Source organism: Gillisia hiemivivida (assembly GCF_007997295.1).
Lineage (GTDB): Bacteria > Bacteroidota > Bacteroidia > Flavobacteriales > Flavobacteriaceae > Gillisia > Gillisia hiemivivida.
Genome location: NZ_VORY01000004.1, coordinates 42,771 through 62,490 on the forward strand (window position 1 = coordinate 42,771; position 19,720 = coordinate 62,490).

17 protein-coding genes are annotated in these 19,720 nt (G+C 37.1%); 4 read left to right on the plus strand and 13 right to left on the minus strand.

Features of this window, described 5'->3' with window-relative positions:
- Positions 1-72 precede the first annotated feature (72 nt).
- The 4 genes from ES724_RS05635 (at position 73) to leuB (ending at position 4,687) form a co-directional block, all read left to right on the plus strand.
- Positions 73-1,245 carry a 2-isopropylmalate synthase gene (locus ES724_RS05635; RefSeq protein ID WP_146930742.1) on the plus strand — a complete coding sequence of 391 codons (1,173 nt, stop codon included), beginning with the start codon at positions 73-75 and terminating at the stop codon, positions 1,243-1,245.
- A complete protein-coding gene (gene leuC / locus ES724_RS05640) occupies positions 1,245-2,627 on the plus strand; it encodes a 3-isopropylmalate dehydratase large subunit (protein WP_146930745.1) in 1,383 nt (460 codons plus the stop codon). Before ES724_RS05635 ends, leuC begins: the two co-directional genes overlap by 1 nt.
- A complete protein-coding gene (gene leuD / locus ES724_RS05645) occupies positions 2,628-3,221 on the plus strand; it encodes a 3-isopropylmalate dehydratase small subunit (protein WP_146930748.1) in 594 nt (197 codons plus the stop codon). It begins immediately after the preceding gene.
- A 350-nt stretch (positions 3,222-3,571) separates the two neighbouring features.
- Positions 3,572-4,687, plus strand: coding sequence for a 3-isopropylmalate dehydrogenase (gene leuB, locus ES724_RS05650; protein ID WP_146930751.1), 1,116 nt, complete (start codon positions 3,572-3,574; stop codon positions 4,685-4,687).
- A 76-nt stretch (positions 4,688-4,763) separates the two neighbouring features.
- Here leuB and argH read toward each other — a convergent pair whose 3' ends face one another.
- The 13 genes from argH to ilvB form a co-directional block, all read right to left on the minus strand.
- Positions 4,764-6,038, minus strand: a complete 1,275-nt coding sequence (gene argH / locus ES724_RS05655; protein WP_146930754.1) for an argininosuccinate lyase — start codon at positions 6,036-6,038, stop codon at positions 4,764-4,766.
- A gap of 118 nt (positions 6,039-6,156) precedes the next feature.
- Entirely contained in the window at positions 6,157-7,227 is a 1,071-nt protein-coding gene (locus ES724_RS05660) for a M20 family metallo-hydrolase (RefSeq protein ID WP_146930757.1), read from the minus strand.
- The gene (argB, locus tag ES724_RS05665; RefSeq protein ID WP_146930760.1) at positions 7,227-8,006 is read right to left on the minus strand and encodes an acetylglutamate kinase; all 780 of its coding nucleotides are present in this window, start codon (positions 8,004-8,006) and stop codon (positions 7,227-7,229) included. Before argB ends, ES724_RS05660 begins: the two co-directional genes overlap by 1 nt.
- Before the next feature lie 11 nt (positions 8,007-8,017).
- Entirely contained in the window at positions 8,018-8,959 is a 942-nt protein-coding gene (locus tag ES724_RS05670; RefSeq protein ID WP_146930763.1) for an N-acetylornithine carbamoyltransferase, read from the minus strand.
- Between the two features lie 424 nt (positions 8,960-9,383).
- Positions 9,384-10,517, minus strand: coding sequence for an aspartate aminotransferase family protein (locus ES724_RS05675; RefSeq protein ID WP_146930766.1), 1,134 nt, complete (start codon positions 10,515-10,517; stop codon positions 9,384-9,386).
- 2 nt (positions 10,518-10,519) lie between these two features.
- Positions 10,520-11,314, minus strand: coding sequence for a pyrroline-5-carboxylate reductase (proC, locus tag ES724_RS05680; protein ID WP_146930769.1), 795 nt, complete (start codon positions 11,312-11,314; stop codon positions 10,520-10,522).
- Between the two features lie 44 nt (positions 11,315-11,358).
- Positions 11,359-12,324 (minus strand): N-acetyl-gamma-glutamyl-phosphate reductase, encoded by a 966-nt coding sequence (gene argC / locus ES724_RS05685; protein ID WP_146930772.1) that lies wholly within the window; start codon positions 12,322-12,324, stop codon positions 11,359-11,361.
- The gene (locus tag ES724_RS05690) at positions 12,321-13,508 is read right to left on the minus strand and encodes an argininosuccinate synthase (RefSeq protein ID WP_146930775.1); all 1,188 of its coding nucleotides are present in this window, start codon (positions 13,506-13,508) and stop codon (positions 12,321-12,323) included. The genes argC and ES724_RS05690 overlap by 4 nt, the downstream gene beginning before the upstream one ends.
- A 231-nt stretch (positions 13,509-13,739) precedes the next feature.
- Positions 13,740-14,372 carry a GNAT family N-acetyltransferase gene (locus ES724_RS05695; protein WP_146930778.1) on the minus strand — a complete coding sequence of 211 codons (633 nt, stop codon included), beginning with the start codon at positions 14,370-14,372 and terminating at the stop codon, positions 13,740-13,742.
- Positions 14,373-14,694: 322 nt separating this feature from the next.
- Positions 14,695-15,969, minus strand: coding sequence for a threonine ammonia-lyase IlvA (ilvA, locus tag ES724_RS05700; protein WP_146930780.1), 1,275 nt, complete (start codon positions 15,967-15,969; stop codon positions 14,695-14,697).
- Positions 15,969-17,444, minus strand: a complete 1,476-nt coding sequence (gene ilvC, locus ES724_RS05705) for a ketol-acid reductoisomerase (protein WP_146930782.1) — start codon at positions 17,442-17,444, stop codon at positions 15,969-15,971. The genes ilvA and ilvC overlap by 1 nt, the downstream gene beginning before the upstream one ends.
- Positions 17,441-17,980 (minus strand): acetolactate synthase small subunit, encoded by a 540-nt coding sequence (gene ilvN, locus ES724_RS05710; protein ID WP_146930785.1) that lies wholly within the window; start codon positions 17,978-17,980, stop codon positions 17,441-17,443. Before ilvN ends, ilvC begins: the two co-directional genes overlap by 4 nt.
- Positions 17,980-19,713 carry a biosynthetic-type acetolactate synthase large subunit gene (gene ilvB, locus ES724_RS05715; protein WP_146930788.1) on the minus strand — a complete coding sequence of 578 codons (1,734 nt, stop codon included), beginning with the start codon at positions 19,711-19,713 and terminating at the stop codon, positions 17,980-17,982. Before ilvB ends, ilvN begins: the two co-directional genes overlap by 1 nt.
- Positions 19,714-19,720: the final 7 nt, after the last annotated feature.

A 19,720-nucleotide genomic window follows, 5' to 3' on the forward strand; every position in this document is an offset into this window, starting at 1 on the left:
CTCGGTATTTTAATCTATCAAGCGAAGATGTATCTGCTACTTTAGTTAAAGATAAAGCAAAATAAATCTGATATGAGTACAGAAAAGGTAGAAATTTTTGACACAACATTACGAGATGGAGAACAAGTGCCTGGTTGTAAATTAAATACAGCTCAAAAATTAAAAATTGCCGCACGACTCGATGAACTTGGAGTGGATGTGATTGAAGCTGGTTTTCCAGTTTCTAGTCCGGGGGATTTTAAATCGGTTTCTGAAATATCAAAATTAATTAAAAACGCTGCAGTTTGTGGACTTACCCGTGCTGTAAAAAATGATATTGAAGTTGCTGCTGAAGCTTTAAAATATGCTAAATACCCTAGAATCCATACTGGGATTGGCACTTCAGATTCCCATATAAAATACAAGTTCAATTCCACACGAGAAGAGATCATTGAACGAGCAATTATGGCTGTTTCTTATGCCAAAACCTTTGTAGAGGATGTCGAATTCTATGCTGAAGATGCCGGGAGAACAGATAATGAATTTCTTGCAAAAGTTTGTACCGCTGCGGTTAAGGCTGGAGCTACAGTTTTAAATATTCCGGATACTACAGGATACTGCCTTCCAGAGGAGTATGGTCAGAAAATTAAATATTTAAAGGAAAATGTAACAGGGATTCATAAGGTAAGACTTTCCTGTCACTGCCATAACGACTTAGGGATGGCTACAGCAAATGCGATTGCAGGTGTGGCTAATGGTGCCAGACAAATTGAATGTACCATCAATGGAATAGGAGAACGCGCAGGAAATACAGCTTTAGAGGAGGTGGTGATGATCTTAAGACAACATCCTAGTTTGAATCTAACTACCAATATTAATTCAAAATTGCTCTATGGTACCAGTAAAATGGTTTCTCAAGAAATGGGAATGTTAGTACAACCAAACAAAGCGATTGTAGGAGCAAATGCATTTGCCCACAGTTCTGGCATTCACCAGGACGGGATGATAAAAAATAAAGCAACCTATGAAATTATAGATCCTGCAGATGTAGGTGTAACAGAATCGGCTATTATACTTACCGCAAGAAGCGGAAGAGCCGCTTTAGCGTATAGAGCAAAGAAAATGGGTTATGAATTAACCAAACTTCAATTAGACACTGTGTACATTGAGTTTTTAAACTTTGCTGACCACAGAAAAGAAGTCGTGGATAATGACATTCATATTATTATGGATTTATCAAGAAAAAGAAATAGAGCTATTGCCTAATGAAAAAAACACTTTTTGATAAAATCTGGGATGCACACGTGGTAGAATCAATACCCGCAGGTCCGGATATTTTATATATAGATAAACATCTTATCCATGAGGTAACCAGTCCTCAGGCATTTAACGAATTAAAAGAACGAGGTATATCTATTTTAAGGCCAAAGCAAATTGTTGCCACAGCCGATCATAATACTCCAACAGAAAATCAGCATTTACCAATAAAGGATCTTCTGTCGAGAAATCAACTCAAACAACTTACTAAGAACTGTGAAGATAACAACATAACGCTTTATGGCTTAGGTCATCCTTATAATGGGATAGTTCATGTAATGGCACCAGAATTGGGAATAACCCAGCCTGGAATGACCCTTGTTTGTGGAGATAGCCACACCTCTACTCATGGAGCATTTGGTACCATTGCCTTTGGTATTGGGACTAGCCAAGTAGCGCAAGTATTTGCTAGTCAGTGTCTATTAGTGGATAAGCCAAAGAAGCTCAGGGTAAATGTTAATGGAGAATTAAGGTACGGAGTGCTTCCAAAAGATGTGATATTATACATTATCAGCCAATTAGGAACTAACTCAGGAACTGGATATTTCTGTGAGTATGCAGGAAATGTTTTTGAGGATATGTCTATGGAGGGCAGGATGACAGTATGTAATATGAGTATTGAAATGGGAGCCCGAGGTGGACTAATAGCTCCAGATGAAGTTACTTTCAACTATTTAGAAGGAAAGGAATTCGCTCCTAAAGGAGAAGATTTTGAGATGATGAAAATCTATTGGAAAACCCTTAAAACCGAGGAAGGAGCTAAGTTTGATCAGGAATATTTTTTTGATGCCTCCGATATAGAACCAATGATCACTTATGGTACAAATCCTGGAATGGGAATAAAACTAAGTGATCCAATCCCTAAGAACACAGGGAAAAGTGATGAAAAAGCACTGGAATATATGGGTTTTAAAGAAGGAGAATCATTAATTGACAAACCTATTAATTATATTTTTATTGGTAGTTGCACCAATTCCAGAATTGAAGATTTCCGTACCGCAGCAAGCTATATTAAAGGAAAACAAAAAGCGGCTAATGTAAACGCTCTTATAGTTCCCGGTTCAAGGCAAGTAGCAGAACAGATAAAGGCAGAAGGTTTACAACTTATTTTTGAAGAAGCTGGTTTTTCCTTACGCCAACCAGGATGTTCTGCATGCCTCGCAATGAATGACGATAAGATCCCAGCTGGGGAATATTGTGTTTCCACAAGTAACCGGAATTTTGAAGGCAGACAGGGCCAAGGTTCCAGAACGCTATTAGCTAGTCCACTTACCGCTGCTGCTACAGCAATTGCAGGGAAAATTACAAACTTTACTCAAAATTTAAACTAGATGGAAAAATTTATAAGTCTTACAGACACTGCGGTTCCACTAGAGATTGAAAATATAGATACTGACCAAATTATACCTGCCAGATTTTTAAAGGCTACAGATAAAGAAGGTTTTGGAGAGAATTTATTTCAAGATTGGAGGTTTGACAAAGCCGGGAATCCTAATTCAGAATTTAATTTGAATAATAAAAAATATAAGGGTTCCATTTTGGTTGCTGGAAATAATTTTGGTTGTGGTTCCAGTAGGGAACATGCCGCTTGGGCATTGAAAGCTTATGGTTTTAAGGTAATTATTTCCAGTTATTTTGCAGATATTTTTAAAGGAAATTCGTTGAATAATGGGTTGCTCCCTTTACAGGTAAGCCCGGAATTCCTTAAAAAGATATTTACAGCTATTAATTCAAATCCTTCAGAAAAACTTCATGTTGATCTAGAAAATCAGCTCATAAAGATTACCAGCACAGAAGCATCAGAAAAATTTGAAATAGATCCTTATAAGAAGAATTGCATGATAAATGGCTATGATGACATTGACTTTTTAGTGAGCCGAAAAGAAGCCATTCAAAAATTTGAAGAAAAAACATTCCAGTTCTAGAGGTCTCTACGGGAGACAATTTAAACTAAATTGATTATCCGTTTATTTTTTTAGAATTAGTAGTTTTCAACTAATATATACTAGATAATTTACCTCATTCTGTTTCAATTGTCATTCTGAAAATAGCGTAGCGGATTGAAGAATCTCAAAGAAGCAGGATTAAAGTTTAAAAGAGATCCCTCCTTATGTCGGGATGACAAATAGAAATGTTGTTTCGTACCTAAGGTTATAAGAATAGGCTAATGTGATCATTTCAAAGAGAACAATTGGTCATCGTACCTATAACGATGTACAAGGATTAAAAAATAAATAAGAAAAGAAAAAGTATTTCCCTAAAAAATTCGATGAAGATGAAACTAAAAATAGCAGTATTGCCCGGAGACGGGATAGGTCCAGAAATAACAGAACAAGCAGTTAAAATGTTAAAGTCTATAGCGGACAGATTTGATCATGATTTTCACTTTGAAAAAGCCTCAGTGGGAGCAACAGCTATAGATCAATTTAACAATCCATTACCAGAAGCTACCTTAGATCTATGCAAGGAATCTGATGCTGTATTATTTGGGGCCATAGGGCATCCAAAATATGACAATGATCCCAGCGCCAAAATTAGGCCAGAACAAGGTTTACTTAGATTGAGAAAAGAACTGGGATTATTTGCAAATATCCGACCTGTAACAACTTATTCAAAATTAATAGACTTGTCCCCTTTACGCCGTGAGCGCATCGAGGGGGTAGATATGGTGATCTATCGGGAGTTAACCGGTGGAATTTATTTTGGCGAGAAAAGTTTAAATGAAGAAGATACCAGTGCTACAGATGTTTGCACCTACTCTGTTATGGAAATTGAAAGAATTACTCACCTGGCATTTAAAGCAGCTCAAAAACGCCGTAAAAAACTAACATTAGTAGATAAGGCCAATGTGCTGGAAACTTCCAGGCTTTGGAGAAAAACGGTAACCGCCATAGCCAAAGAGTATTCCGATGTTCAACTTGATTTTCTGTTTGTAGACAATGCAGCCATGCAAATGATCTTAAATCCCAAACAATTTGATGTAATTCTTACCGAAAATTTATTCGGTGATATTCTATCTGACGAAGCCAGTGTGATTTCAGGAAGTATCGGGCTATTAGCATCTGCATCGGTTGGTAAGAAAAACGCCTTATTCGAACCTATTCATGGGTCTTATCCTGAAGCAACCGGTAAGGGAATAGCAAATCCATTGGCAGCCATTCTCTCGGCAGCTATGTTATTGGATCATTTCCACTTAACCGAAGAAGCTAAAGCTATTAGAGATGCAGTAGAAATTAGTATCAACCTGAATATTTGCACTCAGGATATCAATAATGAATACCACTACTCTACTGAAAAGGTAGGAGATTTTTTAGATGGTCTTATAAGCGAGGTAGACAATTCTTTTATAAATAACGAAAATCTAAATTTAGGTCAGATGACCATTATCTAATAATTTGTTTTTTAGCTAGATTGCAAAACCTCCATTGTCTTGGTTAGTCTTTGGAGGTTTTATTTTTTTAGAGTTATTATAAATACTTCTTTTTTGCAATTTGGTCCAGTGCCAAATTATCCTTACTTCCAATATGCGTGTGTTTTTTAATATATGCGGGAATATAAGTTCCATTTTCAACCTGCCCTCCTATATCTTTATATGCTTCCCGAAAAGACTTTCCCTCTATCACCAGATCATTAATACTATCTACCGTAAAGAGATATTTATACTTCTCGTCCTGCATATTTATATCCTTTACTTTAATAAGCGAAATGGAATGAATAAATACATCTAAAATTTCCTTGATATTTTCAACTGCATAAATACTATTCTCTTTAATTAATTGAAAATCTCTATGATAACCACTTGGGAGATTATTGGTGATCAAGATCATTTCATTAGCAATAGCCTGAAGTTTGTTACATTTCCCTCGTATCAACTCGAAAACATCCGGATTCTTTTTGTGAGGCATAATACTGGATCCTGTGGTGAGTTCATCTGGAAAAGTGATAAAATCAAAATTCTGACTCATATATAAGCAGATGTCCATAGAAAATCTTGAAAGCGTGTTTGCAAGGGAAGCTATATTGGAAGTTACCGTACGCTCACATTTTCCTCGGCTCATTTGGGCTGCAACCACATTATATTTTAATGTTTTGAAACCTAATTCCTTAGTGGTGAATTCTCGATCTATAGGAAATGAAGAACCATAGCCCGCAGCAGAACCCAATGGGTTTTGATCTACAATCTTTAATCCTGCTTGCAACAAATACAAATCATCTATCATTATTTCTGCATAGGCTGAAAACCATAATCCGAAGGATGAAGGCATTGCCACTTGTAGATGAGTATAACCCGGAAGTAATTTATCCTGATGCACCTTAGCAAGCCCTAAAAGGACATCAATAAGGTTTTCTGTTTTCGAATAGATCTCTAATAAATTCGCTTTAAAATAAAGCTGCATTGCCACCAATACCTGATCGTTCCTGGAGCGTGCGGTGTGAATTTTCTTTCCAGTATCGCCTAGAGTTTTTGTGAGTTCAAATTCTATTTTAGAATGTACATCTTCAAAATCCTCCTCGATCACAAAACTACCATCTGTTACCTGAGCTTGAAGTTTATTAAGCTCTACTAGAATTGACTCCACCTCATCTGAGGTTAAAATTTCAATTTTTCCAAGCATTTTAGCATGTGCTTTCGAGGCCGTAATATCATATTCAGCTAGAAAAAGATCCAATTCCCGGTCGTTACCAACAGTAAATTTTTCAATCTTCTTATCTATAGAAATGCCTTTATCCCAGAGTTTCATAATTTTCAAATTTTAACCCTCACTGAGGGTTTTAATTAATATTGGCATACTTCAATTGTTAAAAGTATTTTCCTCCCGAACCATCGGGATATACCTAGTTGTTTTGTACCAAGGTGCTTTATTTCTTTAATGCTTTTTCAAGCAAACTAATATACATTTCAATCCCTTCCTCTATTTCGTTCACGTAAATAAATTCATCTGCAGAATGTGATCTGGTAGAATCACCAGGCCCTAGCTTTAAAGAAGGACAAGATAACATTGCCTGGTCAGACAGGGTTGGGGAACCGTAAGATGACATCCCCAAGTCGGCTCCGGCCAACACCAATGGATGTTCCATGGAGATAGAAGAAGAATTCAATCTAAGAGAACGAGGAGTAATTTCATCTACAGGAGCATTTTTTTCTAAAATTTCTGCAACCTCTGCATTGCTATATCGGTCGTTCACTCGTACATCTATCACAAGATCTACAGATGCCGGCACGACATTATGCTGGCTTCCCGCATTTATTTGAGTAACAGTAAGTTTTACTTCTCCCAATGCTTCAGATACTTTTTCGAATTTGAAATTCTTAAACCAATCCAGTACAGAGATACATTTATAAATAGCACTATTATTATTAGGGTGCGCTGCATGAGAAGGCGTTCCTTTTACCTTGGCATCAAAAACTACCAGCCCTTTTTCTGCAACAGCCATTTGCATTAGCGTTGGTTCTCCCACAATAGCAACATCAATTTTTGGAATTAATGGCAATAAGCTTGCTATCCCATTTTTGCCATTTATTTCCTCCTCTGCAGTACCTGCAAAAAGCAAATTAAAATCGAGATCTTGTGCTTCAAAGAAATATGTAAAAGTCGCCAGTAAGGAGACCAAACAACCTCCGGCATCATTGCTGCCTAATCCGTATAATTTTCCGTCTTCAATAATCGCAGCGAAAGGATCACGAGAATAGGCAGAATTAGGTTTAACGGTATCGTGATGAGAATTCAATAACAATGTTGGTTTCTCATGATCAAAATATTTATTCACCGCCCAAACATTATTCCCACTACGTTGAAATGGGATTTCAAATTCCTGAAGCCAATTTTCCAACAATACTGCAGTCCCCTCTTCTTCAGAAGAAAAGGATTGAGTCTCTATAAGATCTTGCAATAACTTTAAGGCCTTCTTTTGAAGCTTTGAAATTTCCATTATTTTATGATTTTTGTATGTTGAGTCCCTTTTTTAAGCAAGTTTGGGCCTCCTAAAGAAACTTCAGAAACTGCATGCTCTAAGGCACAAAAACAATTATGCAATTTTGGAAGCATCCCTTCACTAATTATATTCTCCTTCAATAAATGCAGATATGTCTGGGTATCTAATACCTCGATCACCGAATTATCATCCAAAGGATCTTTTAAGACTCCATTTTTTTCAAAACAGAAAAATAATTCAGTTTGATAGTTTTCAGAAAAAGCAATGGCAATTTCTGCTGCCACTGAGTCGGCATTCGTATTAAAAAGCACCCCTTCTCTACTACATGAAATAGCTGAAAATACCGGGATGATATCATTTTCCAGAAGTGATGAAATAAAAGAGATATTGATTTCTTCTACATCTCCAACAAATCCAAAATCAATTTCTTTATTAACACGTCTTTTAGAGATGATACTTTTTCCATCTGCACCACAGAGCCCTACAGCATTACTTTTTAAACCCTGTAATTTGGCAACAATTTTCTTATTAATAAGTCCAGCATATACCATTGTGATCACATCCATTGCATCGGCATCTGTTATTCTTCTCCCATCAATCATATTTGTCTTAAAACCTAATCTATCAGACAATTCGGTGGCCATCTTACCACCACCGTGAACTAATATTTTAGGGCCCTCCAATTGAGAAAAACTATGAAGAAAAGCACTTAGACTCTCCTCATTTTCAATGAGCTTCCCTCCTATTTTTACAATTTTTAAAATTTGTTTTTTCATTCTGATAGTTCTTAGCCTTGCAATAATTTTTTCAATACCGCCTGCGCAGCAAAAGTTCGGTTATTAGCCTGATGGATCACCACAGAATTTTCACTGTCCAGCACGTCATCTGCAATTACTACATTTCTTCTTACTGGTAAACAATGCATCACCTTAGCATTGTTTGTAACTCGTAATTTTTCCTGATTAAAAGTCCAGTCGCCATCAGTTTTAAGTGCTTCCCCATAATTTTCATAACTACTCCAGTTCTTCACATAAACAAAATCTGCATTTTTTAATGCTTCCTCCTGATCATGAAATACCCTTGTGTTTTTAGTGATTTCAGAATTCAAATTATAACCTTCAGGATTCGTAATGCATAGCTCAACATCCATTTTCTGCATCATTTGTACAAAAGAATTGGGTACTGCATGTGGTAAGGCTTTTGGATGAGGAGCCCAAGTTAGAACCACCTTAGGACGTTTCACATTCTTAAGTTCTGTAATTGTGAGTGCATCTGTAAGTGCCTGCAAAGGGTGGCCCGTAGCACTTTCCATATTTAAGATAGGCACAGAAGCATATTTTTTAAAACCATTCATCACCATTTCGGCATTATCTTTTTCTTTATCTTTTAATTCTGGAAATGCACGTACCGCAATAATATCGCAATATTGAGAAAGCACTGCGGCTCCCTCTTTAATATGTTCAGCTTTATTAGAATCCATTACCTGCCCGTCTTCAAACTCCAAAGCCCAGCCGTCGCTATTTACATTTATAACCATTACTTCCATTCCCAATAATTTAGCAGCCTTCTCTGTGCTAAGTCGGGTTCTTAAACTTGGATTGAAAAACAGCATGCCCAAGGTCTTTCCTTTTCCCAGCTCTGGGTCGGAGTTGATCTTCTTAAGTTGTAATGCCTCCTGAAGCAATGCCGGAAGATCTTCTATATCGAATAGATCGATGTAATTCTTCATACTTATTTAATTTCTTAGTACAATAAACCTAAATGCAAACGAGCTAGGATTCTATTATTTTAAATGTTTATAATCTTTCTTATCAGTTTTAACTTTCAACTATCTATATTTTGGTTTTTCGTCATCCTACGTTTGTACCAAACATTAGCTCAGTTTAACAGAACAGAAAAATGTCACCCTGAGCCTGTCGAAGGGTCTCAATGGAGTAAAATCTCTTCTAGAAGAGATCCCTCCTCAGGTCGGGATGACAACACAATGTCGTGATGTTACAAACCAATGAGAGTCTCAACATCCCAATTAATCGGGAGAAGACCCTTCGACTTTAATTTACCCTGAGCGATAGTCGAAGGGCTCAGAGGGACAAAACAACGAACCAATAAAACTGTTAAGCTTTCGGCATAAAACCAGATTCAGCTATTTTTAATTAATAGTTTTTCAATTCAATTTTCAGCGCTTCAAACAACATTTCAAAATGTTGCTGCTCCACATTTAATGGTGGCAAAATTCGAAGCAACTTTTTATTAGATGCAGCTCCAGTAAATATGTGGTGATTAAAAAGCAAGGATTTTCTCAGTGCTGCGATCTCAAAATCGAATTCTAAGCCCAACATTAATCCTCTACCTTTTAGCCTTTTTATCTGAGGGATCTTTGCCACTTCTTGCTGAACAAATTCATATATTTTTTTCGCATTATCCATGAGTTGCTCTTCTTCAATAACATCTAAAACTGCAATTCCTGCAGCACAGGCCAAATGATTTCCTCCAAAAGTGGTTCCTAACATTCCATGTTTTGCAGGAATAGAACTATCTATCAAGATTCCACCAATTGGAAAGCCATTTCCCATGCCTTTTGCTATAGAAATGATACCCGGCTGTATATTATGTTTTTGATAGGCGAAGAAATCTCCTGTCCTACCATATCCCGCTTGTACCTCATCTGCAATTAGAACTGAATTATATTGTTCACATAATGCTGCTGTTTTCTGATAAAATCCGGTACTTGCTTCATCCAGTCCTCCAACTCCCTGAATAAATTCAATGATCACTGCAGCAGTTTCTCCTTTTTTCAATTGCTCTTCCAGCCCTGATATATCTTCAAAGGCAAGTTTACAAACGCTATGTGTTTTATTTAAAGGCGCCTTGATACCTTCATTATCTGTAACTGCAACTGCAGACGAAGTTCTTCCGTGAAAAGCATTTTCAAAATAAATAATATTACCTTTCCCGGTATGGAAGGATGCAAGTTTTAAGGCGTTTTCGTTAGCTTCTGCTCCAGAATTGCACAAAAACAGACTGTAATCTGTAATTTTTGCCGCTTTTTCTAACTTTCTAGCTAATTCTTCTTGTAAAGGATTTTTTATTGAATTTGAGTAAAACCCCAATTGCTTCAATTGTGCCTCAAGCTTTTCTAAATAATGAGGATGGGAATGGCCTATAGACATCACAGCATGACCACCATATAGATCCAAATACTTTGTACCTTTTTCGTCATATACAAAACAGCCTTCGCCTTTTACCGGAGTAATATCGTATAAGGGATAAACGTCAAATAACTCCATAGTTAAGCTTTTGTGATTGAATTAATTTTTTTAAATGAAGCTTGAATCCCTCTGATGAGTGAAGAACTTAGGCCTCCGTGCTCCATTTCGTTCAAACCTTCAATAGTGCAGCCTCGAGGCGTTGTTACCTTGTCTATTTCTTCTTCCGGATGATTCCCTGATTCTATCAAGAGACTGACAGCACCTAAGCAGGTTTGCATAGAAAGCTCTTGTGCTTCCTTAGCATCAAAACCAAGTTGTACAGCTCCTTGAGTAGTAGCTCTTATTAAACGCATCCAAAAGGCAATTCCACTGGCGCAAATCACTGTTGCCGCCTGCATCTTTGATTCGGGGATAATTACACTTGTTCCCAGTCTATTAAAAATAGCTTCGGCAATTGCAATTCGTTTCTCCCCATTTACATTACTACAAAGGCAAGTCATCGATTTTCCTACTGCGATCGCAGTATTAGGCATTGCACGAATTATGAATTGATCTTTCCCTACAATTTCTTCGATCCTTGGGATATTAATCCCCGTAACTGTAGATATCAATATGTGCTTCTCTGTTAATGAATCCCTTATTTCATGTAGGATTGCTTCCAGCTGCAGCGGCTGTACTGCAAAAATGATCACATCTGAATTTATAACTGCCTCTTTATTATCTGAAGTCAATTTCACTCCTGAATACTCTTCAAGATCCTTGATACTTTCAAGCTTTCTTTTAGAAAGATACAGCGTGGTAATTGCATTTTTTACAATTAGACCTTTTGCTATAGATTTTCCCAGATTACCCGTCCCTATAATTGCTACTTTCATACTTTATTGGTTTTATCACAATTCATTGTGTGGTAGTTTAAATTCTAGAAATAACTGGCTTTTAACTGAAGTCCTTGATCTTCCGGAAATCCAAACATTAGATTCATATTTTGTACTGCTTGTCCGGAAGCCCCTTTCAATAAATTATCTATAACACTTGTTATCAATAATTTACTCTTATGCTTCTGAAGATTCATCAAGCACTTATTGGTGTTCACTACTTGTTTCAGATGAACCTCTTCCTCTATTACAAATGTGAATGCCGAATCTTTATAATAGGTATCATACATAGCTTTTGCATCTTCCAAGCTTCCATCGAAATTGGTGTAGGTAGTTGCAAATATTCCTCTGGAAAAATTTCCTCTATTCGGAATAAAATTTATTTCAAAATTAAAGTTTGGTTGAAACAATTGAACGCTCTGACCTATCTCCTTCAAATGTTGATGTTCAAATTCCTTATAAGCTGAAAAGTTATTATCCCGCCAGGTAAAATGTGAGGTAGCCGAAAGTGAAGTCCCTGCTCCTGTTGCTCCGGTAACAGCATTTATGTGCAACTCATCTTTAAGCAACTTCTCCCCCGCCAATGGAAGAACTGCTAAACTAATTGCTGTAGCAAAACACCCCGGATTCGCTATAAATTGTGCTTTTTTAATTTCTTCTTTTTTAAATTCTGGCAAGCCATAAACAAAAGAATGATCGTTAGAATGCATTCTATAATCTGTACTTAGATCTATGACCTTTGTATCCTTAGAAAATGGGTTGTTTTTTAAAAATTCGATCGAATTCCCATGACCTAAACATAAGAACACCACATCTACTTCAGGATTGATGTTTCCGCTAAACCTAAGCGCTGTTTCTCCCATTAGATCTTGATGGATACTTGAAACCGGTGAACCCGCCTGAGACGTACTAAAAATAAAATCTAGACTTACATCTGGATGTCTTAATAGGATCCTGAGTAATTCTCCGGCCGTATATCCGGCACCTCCAATTATTCCTGCTGATATCATACCTGATTTTTTACGTGTTGATGGATCTTCCCTGTATTTGAGAGAATCTTAATAAAGCCTTTAGCATCAGTTGCAGTCCAGGCTGTATTCTCTTCGCCATATTTCCCGAAACCGTTATTCATAAGATCAAACTTAGATTCAATTCCGTTAAGAGTAAATCTATAGGGATGTAAATTTATAGATACTGTTCCGGTAACTTGTTCCTGTGAACTTTGTAAAAAAGCCTCAAAATCTCTCATTACAGGATCTAGATATTGACCTTCGTGCAAATGTGTTCCATACCAATTAGCTATGTAATCCTTATGTTGTAATTGCCATTTACTTAAGGTGTGCTTCTCTAATAAATGATGTGCTTTTATAATGATCGTTGCCGATGCTGCCTCGAAACCTACTCTCCCTTTAATTCCAATAATGGTGTCCCCCACGTGAATATCCCTTCCTATTGCATATTTAGAGGCAAGTTCTTCTAAGGTCTCTATGATATTTTCTGGTGTGTCTTCTTTTCCATTAATTGCAGTTAATTCTCCCTTATTAAAGCTAAGACTAATTTGCTTAACATCGGTTTCTGTAAGTTGAGATGGATAGGCAGCTTCTGGTAATGACTTGTGTGAAGTAAGCGTTTCTTCACCTCCAACACTAGTTCCCCACAGCCCCTTATTAACAGAATATTTCGCTTTTTCCCAGTTCATATCTACCCCATGGGATTTAAGATATTCTATTTCCTCCTGTCTTGTTAACTGCTTATCTCTAATAGGCGTGATAATTTCTATCTCTGGTGCTAATATTTGAAAGATCATATCAAATCTTACCTGATCATTTCCTGCACCTGTACTTCCATGTGCAATGGCATCTGCTCCTATTTTCTTTGCATAATTCACAACCTCAATGGCTTGTATAATACGTTCAGCACTTACAGATAAGGGGTAGGTGTTATTTTTAAGAACATTACCAAAAATTAGATACTTTACAACCTTATTATAGAAGGTTGTAATCGCATTGATATTCTTATAGGATTTTGCTCCCATCTTAACTGCTTTCTCGCCTATCTCTTTTATTTCCGCTTCAGAAAATCCTCCGGTGTTTACACTTACTGCATGAATCTCCGTTTTTTCTTCCTGAGACAAATACTTTGCACAATAAGAAGTATCTAAACCTCCGCTATATGCTATTACTATTTTTTTCATTCTTTTATTTTTTTAAACTAAGCCATCATACCTTTTGATCGCTAATTGAATTATTTCCAGCTTCGAGTTGCTGAGATCCTTCGACAATTCCGATAGCTATCGGAACGGGATGACAGTTAAAGTTTTGTCACTTCGAGCGTCCCGATAATTATCGGGAGAGAAGTCCTTAAATTAACAAGTTGCTTCTTTGAGATTCTTCCCTTCGCTCAGAATGACATCGAATTATGTTTTTTACTCCTTTTTATCTTTTTCCTTTTTATAAAAAAGCGTTTGCTTAATATTCTTCAATCTTCTATAAGTTTTTTCATTAAAGGTTTCATGTCTTGGCTTTTCACTTTTCGTCTTATTGGGATCGTACATCATGCCTGTACATAGGCACATTTTACGCTCTGTACGGGTAAGTATATCGTAGTTTTTACATGTTTGACAGCCTTTCCAGAAACTTTCATCATTGGTTAATTCAGAAAATGGAACAGGTTGGTATCCCAATTCGTAATTTATCTTCATTACCGCAAGACCTGTAGTTATTCCAAATATCTTAGCTCCGGGAAATTTATTTTTGGAGTGTTCGAAAATGGCTTTTTTAATATCTTTTGCCAATCCCTGATTTCTATACTCCGGACTTACAATTAGCCCGGAATTGGCGACAAATTTATCGTGTCCCCAGACCTCGATATAACAGAATCCTGCAAATTTATCTCCATCTAAGGCAATAATAGCGTTGCCATTCTCCATTTTGGTGATAACATATTCTGGAGTCCTTCGAGCTATACCCGTGCCCCTAACTTTAGCAGATTCTGCTATAGTTTCACAAATGATCTCCGCAAAATTTGCATGAGATTTATTAGCAATGAGTATTTTCATCTGCTAAAAGATTAAAGATTGAATTAATAAAGTTTTGATATTTCTGAAGGAAGAACCGGACTCACCTTAGTTCCATAAAATTATATACGCACAAGGCGGCGCGGAAAACTGCGTACGGGAGAATTTTCAGAAGTAATTCTGAAATTGTTTAAAGTATATAGAGAGAATGTGGTTTTCAAGATTGTAAAATGTAAAATAATATTAAAAAAAGGGAATGCGCAGCCTACCGACTGAAGCGGGGCCTAAAGCGCAAATTGAATATTATTTCTGTAGTTGAAATCACATGGTAAATTTAAACAATATTTTAAAAACACCTACTTTATTATATTAAAAATTGAAATAGATCCGGATTATCGTTTAAATATTGTCCGTAAAACTTATACTCTTTCATACGCTGTACCAAGGGATCAAAGTCTTTTGGATCTTTAAGTTCTATTCCCACAACGGCCGGACCATTCTCTCTATGGTGTTTTTTAGAATACTCAAAATGAGTAATATCGTCGTCTGGACCAAGAACTTTTGCCACAAATTGCTTCAATGCTCCTGCCCGCTGAGGGAAAGGAACAATGAAATAATGTTTAAGTCCTGCATATAGCAGGGCTTTTTCTTTAATTTCAGCAGTTCGCGTAATATCGTTATTACTTCCACTTACAACACAAACCACATTTTTCCCTTTGATATCTTCTGCAAAAGTATCTAATGCCGTAATAGACATGGCTCCTGCAGGTTCTACTACAATCGCATCCTGATTGTACAAATCCAGAATTGTCTGGCATATTTTACCTTCCGGCACTGTTATCATTTCATCCAGAAAATTTTTGCATATTTCGAAATTTCTACTTCCTACCTTTTGCACAGCAGCTCCATCCACAAATCTATCTATCTCTTTGAGCTCTATAAGTTTGCCGATTTTTAGTGATGCACTCATAGAAGGGGCACCCTCCGGTTCCACTCCAATAATCTTGGTATTAGGAGATATTTGTTTAAAGACAGAAGATAGCCCGGCAAGTAAACCTCCTCCTCCAAGGGGTGCAAAAATATAATCTATTGGCCCGTCGGCTTGATCCAAAATTTCCAGACCAATAGTCGCCTGGCCTTCTATTACTTTTTCATCATCAAAAGGATGAATAAATACCATATTGTACTTGTCCCCATATTTTATGGCATTTTTATAAGAATCATCAAAAGTATCACCCTTCAAGATCACCTCAACCCATTTTCCACCAAACATTCTTGTTTGCTCCACCTTTTGTTTAGGAGTCGTTATTGGCATAAAGATCACGCCTTTCGCCTCGAGATTATTGCATGCAAAAGCTACACCCTGTGCATGATTCCCAGCGCTTGCACAAATCACGCCTTTGCTTAATTCATCCTTTGGCAAACTCGAGATCTTATTATATGCGCCACGAATCTTATAGGATCTAACCTGCTGCAAATCTTCCCTTTTCAAAAAAACATTGGCTTCATACTTTTTACTGTAGGTAAAAGATGGAGCTAATGGAGTCTTGATCACAACCTTTGAGATTCGTTCTGCGGCTTGCTGTACCGCCTCAATTTGTGGAATATAAATGTCTTTTTTAACTAAGGAATTACTCATTACACGTGTATCTTTTTCATTTCGGTCATTGCCTCTCTCAGCTGCTCCCCTATAATTTCTACTGGATGTTTTCTAATTGAGGCATTGACTTTGATTAGTTTTTTATTATCTACCCCGGAATCCTTTGTCCCATATGCTTTTCCTATTAATCCAGATTCTAAATTATCAATATAATCTTTGATCAATGGCTTACAGGAATGATCAAAAAGATAACAACCGTATTCAGCAGTATCAGAAATAATCCTGTTCATCTCATAAAGCTTTTTACGAGCTATGGTATTTGCAATAAGCGGAGTTTCATGCAAAGATTCATAATATGCAGATTCTGCAATGATTCCTGCTTCTACCATAGTTTCAAAAGCCAACTCTACCCCAGACTTCACAAAGGCAACTAATAAAAGTCCTTTGTCAAAATATTCCTGTTCTGAAATTTCTTCTTGAGTCGCTTCTGTTTTTTCAAAGGCGGTGTTTTCTGTGGCTGCTCGCCATTCTAATAATTCCTTATCGTCCTTGTCCCAATCTTTCATCATTCTGGTGCTAAACGCCCCAGATATGATGTCGTCCATATGTTTTTGAAAAAGAGGACGCATGATAGTTTTTAATTCTTCTGATATTTCCGCCGCTTTTATTTTGGCCGGATTAGAAAGTCTATCCATCATATTGGTGATCCCTCCATGCTTCAAGGCTTCGGTAATGGTTTCCCAACCATACTGAATTAATTTTGCGGCATATGCCGGCTCCATTCCTTCAGCAACCATTTTATCAAAACTTAAGATAGATCCAGTTTGGAGCACACCACATAAAATAGTTTGTTCTCCCATCAGGTCCGATTTTACTTCGGCCACAAAAGAGGAATCCAACACACCAGCCCTATGGCCTCCTGTTGCGAAAGCATATGCTTTTGCCCAATCGTATCCTTTTCCTTCAGGATCGTTCTCTGGATGAACGGCTATTAGGGTAGGAACTCCAAAGCCTCTCTTATATTCTTCTCTCACTTCAGATCCAGGGCATTTAGGAGCAACCATTATTACCGTAATATCTTCCCTAATCTTCATTCCCTCTTCCACAATATTAAAACCGTGAGAATAGGACAAAGCAGCACCTTTTTTGATAAGAGGCACTATTTTCTTTATAACTGAAGTATGTTGTTTATCTGGAGTTAAATTAATAACAAGGTCTGCAGAAGGAATAAACTCTTCGTAAGTGCCAACTTTAAAATTGTTTGAAGAAGCGTTCTTATAAGATTGTCTTTGATCTTTTATAGCATCTTCTCTTAAAGCATATGTGATATCTAGTCCGCTGTCGCGCATGTTCAAACCTTGATTTAAACCTTGGGCACCACAACCTACTATAACTATTTTTTTGTCTTTTAACGCGTTAATTCCTTCGCTAAATTCTTCACTGAGCATAAATCTACAAGTCCCCAATTGGGCTAATTGATCTCTTAAGGAAAGGCTATTAAAATAATTTGTCATGAGTTTATATTTATGGTATTAAAATCTTCAAGAATACTTGAAATTGGCATTTCATTTTTTGATACTGCAATTTTTCCGGAGCGAACAAATTGCATTAATCCATAGGGTTTTAATTTATCGTATAAATTATCTATTTCGTGACGTTTGCCTGTTTTCTCAATTACAAAGAATTTAGGTGTCACCGTAACAATTCGTGCATTGGTCTCTTTTATGAAATCCTGAATAGTTAGGTCTTCAACAAATTCGGCTGAATTCACTTTGTATAGTGCCGTTTCCTGAAAGATTAGCTCTTCGTCGGTATGATAATATGCGCGTATAACTTCTATTTGTTTCTCTATCTGGCCAGCGACTTTCTTCACTTGTTCTTCTGTAACCTCAACCACAATTATAAACCGCATCACCTCATTCACCTCGCTTTTGGAAGCTGTGATACTTTCTATATTGATGTGTCGCTTCAAAAAGATCGCTGCGATCCTGCTCAATAATCCTATGTTGTTTTCCGTATATATGGAAACTGTATAGTTTTTCTTTTCCATTATTCTAGTCTTATGTCTGAAACTGAAGCTCCCGTTGGAATCATAGGAAAAACATTTTCTTCTTGTTCTACTTTTACCTCTAAGAAATATGCCTCTGGAGAATCCATCATTTCCTTTATTGCTTCTTGTAATTGACTACGCTCAGTCACTTGTTTAGCTTTTATATAATATCCTTTGGCTATTGCCACAAAATCAGGATTTATTAACTCTGTGCTAGCATAGCGTTTATCAAAGAACATTTGTTGCCATTGCCTAACCATTCCAAGAAAACCATTGTTAAGCACTACAATTTTTACGGGAACTTTAGTTTGAAAAATGGTTCCCAACTCCTGAATGGTCATTTGAAATCCCCCATCTCCAATAATTGCCACAACTTGCCTGTTTGGCATTCCCATCTTTGCACCTATAGCGGCTGGCAATGCAAAGCCCATAGTCCCTAAGCCTCCTGACGTAACGTTACTTCTTGATTGGTTGAATTTAGCATATCTGCAGGCTACCATTTGGTGCTGGCCAACGTCTGAAACTATAATAGCATCTCCCTTAGAATAAGTATTAATTTCATCTATTACCTCTGCCATCCCAAGTTTCTCCTGTTTGCCGTTTAGTTCATTTTTAATGATTTTATCATATTCAATTTTATATAGATCCTTAAATTTCTGGTGCCAAGCATCATGATTCTTCGGCTGTAAAAACCCTAATAACAATTGCAAGGTCTCTTTTACATCTCCCAATACAGCAACATCTGCTTTTACATTTTTATCGATCTCAGAAGGATCAATTTCAAAATGGATCACCTTGGCCTGTTTTGCATAATGTTCAAGATTTCCAGTTACCCTATCGTCAAATCGCATCCCTATAGCTATAAGGACATCACAATCATTGGTGAGGACATTTGGCCCATAATTACCATGCATTCCAACCATCCCTACATTTAAAGGGTGATCTGTATCCATCGCGGATAGTCCAAGAATGGTCCATGCAGCAGGAATTCCTGCTTTCTCTACAACTTTTTGAAATAGGGCCTCTGCACCTCCTAAAATCACCCCTTGACCAAAAACGATCATCGGTTTTTTTGCTGAATTAATTAAATCTGCAGCTCGTTCTACTTGCGAAAGATCTACTTTGGGGAAAGGTTTATAGCTTCTAATCCCGGTACATTTTTTATAAGTGAAATCCAAGCTTGCAAACTGAGCATCTTTGGTAATATCTATCAATACAGGTCCCGGTCGTCCAGATCTGGCAATGTAAAATGCCTTTGCTAAAACTTCTGGAATCTCTGAAGCTTTTGTTACCTGATAGTTCCATTTGGTCACTGGTGTCGAGATCCCAACGATATCGGTCTCCTGGAAAGCATCACTTCCCAGTAGATGTGAACCTACTTGTCCCGTAATACAAACCATAGGAGTAGAATCTATCTGTGCATCGGCAATTCCAGTCACCAAATTAGTAGCTCCAGGACCAGAAGTGGCGATACATACACCTACTTTCCCGGTTACTCTTGCATAGCCCTGAGCTGCATGCGTAGCACCTTGCTCATGTCTGGTGAGCACATGATGTATTTTATCTTGATATTTATACAATTCGTCATAAACAGGCATAATTGCCCCTCCAGGATATCCATATATGGTATTTATCCCCTCTTCCAACAAACATTTTATCACAGCTTCTGCTCCAGTAACCGTGGTTGGAGCTTGAATGGCTTTATTCTCCTTTTTGGCTGTTTTAACTTCCATAATTCAA

Bases quoted from the DNA above. Each gene is read 5' to 3' on its own strand.
- ES724_RS05635 (WP_146930742.1), top strand. From the start codon at position 73: ATGAGTACAGAAAAGGTAGAAATTTTTGACACAACATTACGAGATGGA.
- leuC (WP_146930745.1), top strand. From the start codon at position 1,245: ATGAAAAAAACACTTTTTGATAAAATCTGGGATGCACACGTGGTAGAA.
- leuD (WP_146930748.1), top strand. From the start codon at position 2,628: ATGGAAAAATTTATAAGTCTTACAGACACTGCGGTTCCACTAGAGATT.
- leuB (WP_146930751.1), top strand. From the start codon at position 3,572: ATGAAACTAAAAATAGCAGTATTGCCCGGAGACGGGATAGGTCCAGAA.
- argH (WP_146930754.1), bottom strand. From the start codon at position 6,038: ATGAAACTCTGGGATAAAGGCATTTCTATAGATAAGAAGATTGAAAAA.
- ES724_RS05660 (WP_146930757.1), bottom strand. From the start codon at position 7,227: ATGGAAATTTCAAAGCTTCAAAAGAAGGCCTTAAAGTTATTGCAAGAT.
- argB (WP_146930760.1), bottom strand. From the start codon at position 8,006: ATGAAAAAACAAATTTTAAAAATTGTAAAAATAGGAGGGAAGCTCATT.
- ES724_RS05670 (WP_146930763.1), bottom strand. From the start codon at position 8,959: ATGAAGAATTACATCGATCTATTCGATATAGAAGATCTTCCGGCATTG.
- ES724_RS05675 (WP_146930766.1), bottom strand. From the start codon at position 10,517: ATGGAGTTATTTGACGTTTATCCCTTATACGATATTACTCCGGTAAAA.
- proC (WP_146930769.1), bottom strand. From the start codon at position 11,314: ATGAAAGTAGCAATTATAGGGACGGGTAATCTGGGAAAATCTATAGCA.
- argC (WP_146930772.1), bottom strand. From the start codon at position 12,324: ATGATATCAGCAGGAATAATTGGAGGTGCCGGATATACGGCCGGAGAA.
- ES724_RS05690 (WP_146930775.1), bottom strand. From the start codon at position 13,508: ATGAAAAAAATAGTAATAGCATATAGCGGAGGTTTAGATACTTCTTAT.
- ES724_RS05695 (WP_146930778.1), bottom strand. From the start codon at position 14,372: ATGAAAATACTCATTGCTAATAAATCTCATGCAAATTTTGCGGAGATC.
- ilvA (WP_146930780.1), bottom strand. From the start codon at position 15,969: ATGAGTAATTCCTTAGTTAAAAAAGACATTTATATTCCACAAATTGAG.
- ilvC (WP_146930782.1), bottom strand. From the start codon at position 17,444: ATGACAAATTATTTTAATAGCCTTTCCTTAAGAGATCAATTAGCCCAA.
- ilvN (WP_146930785.1), bottom strand. From the start codon at position 17,980: ATGGAAAAGAAAAACTATACAGTTTCCATATATACGGAAAACAACATA.
- ilvB (WP_146930788.1), bottom strand. From the start codon at position 19,713: ATGGAAGTTAAAACAGCCAAAAAGGAGAATAAAGCCATTCAAGCTCCA.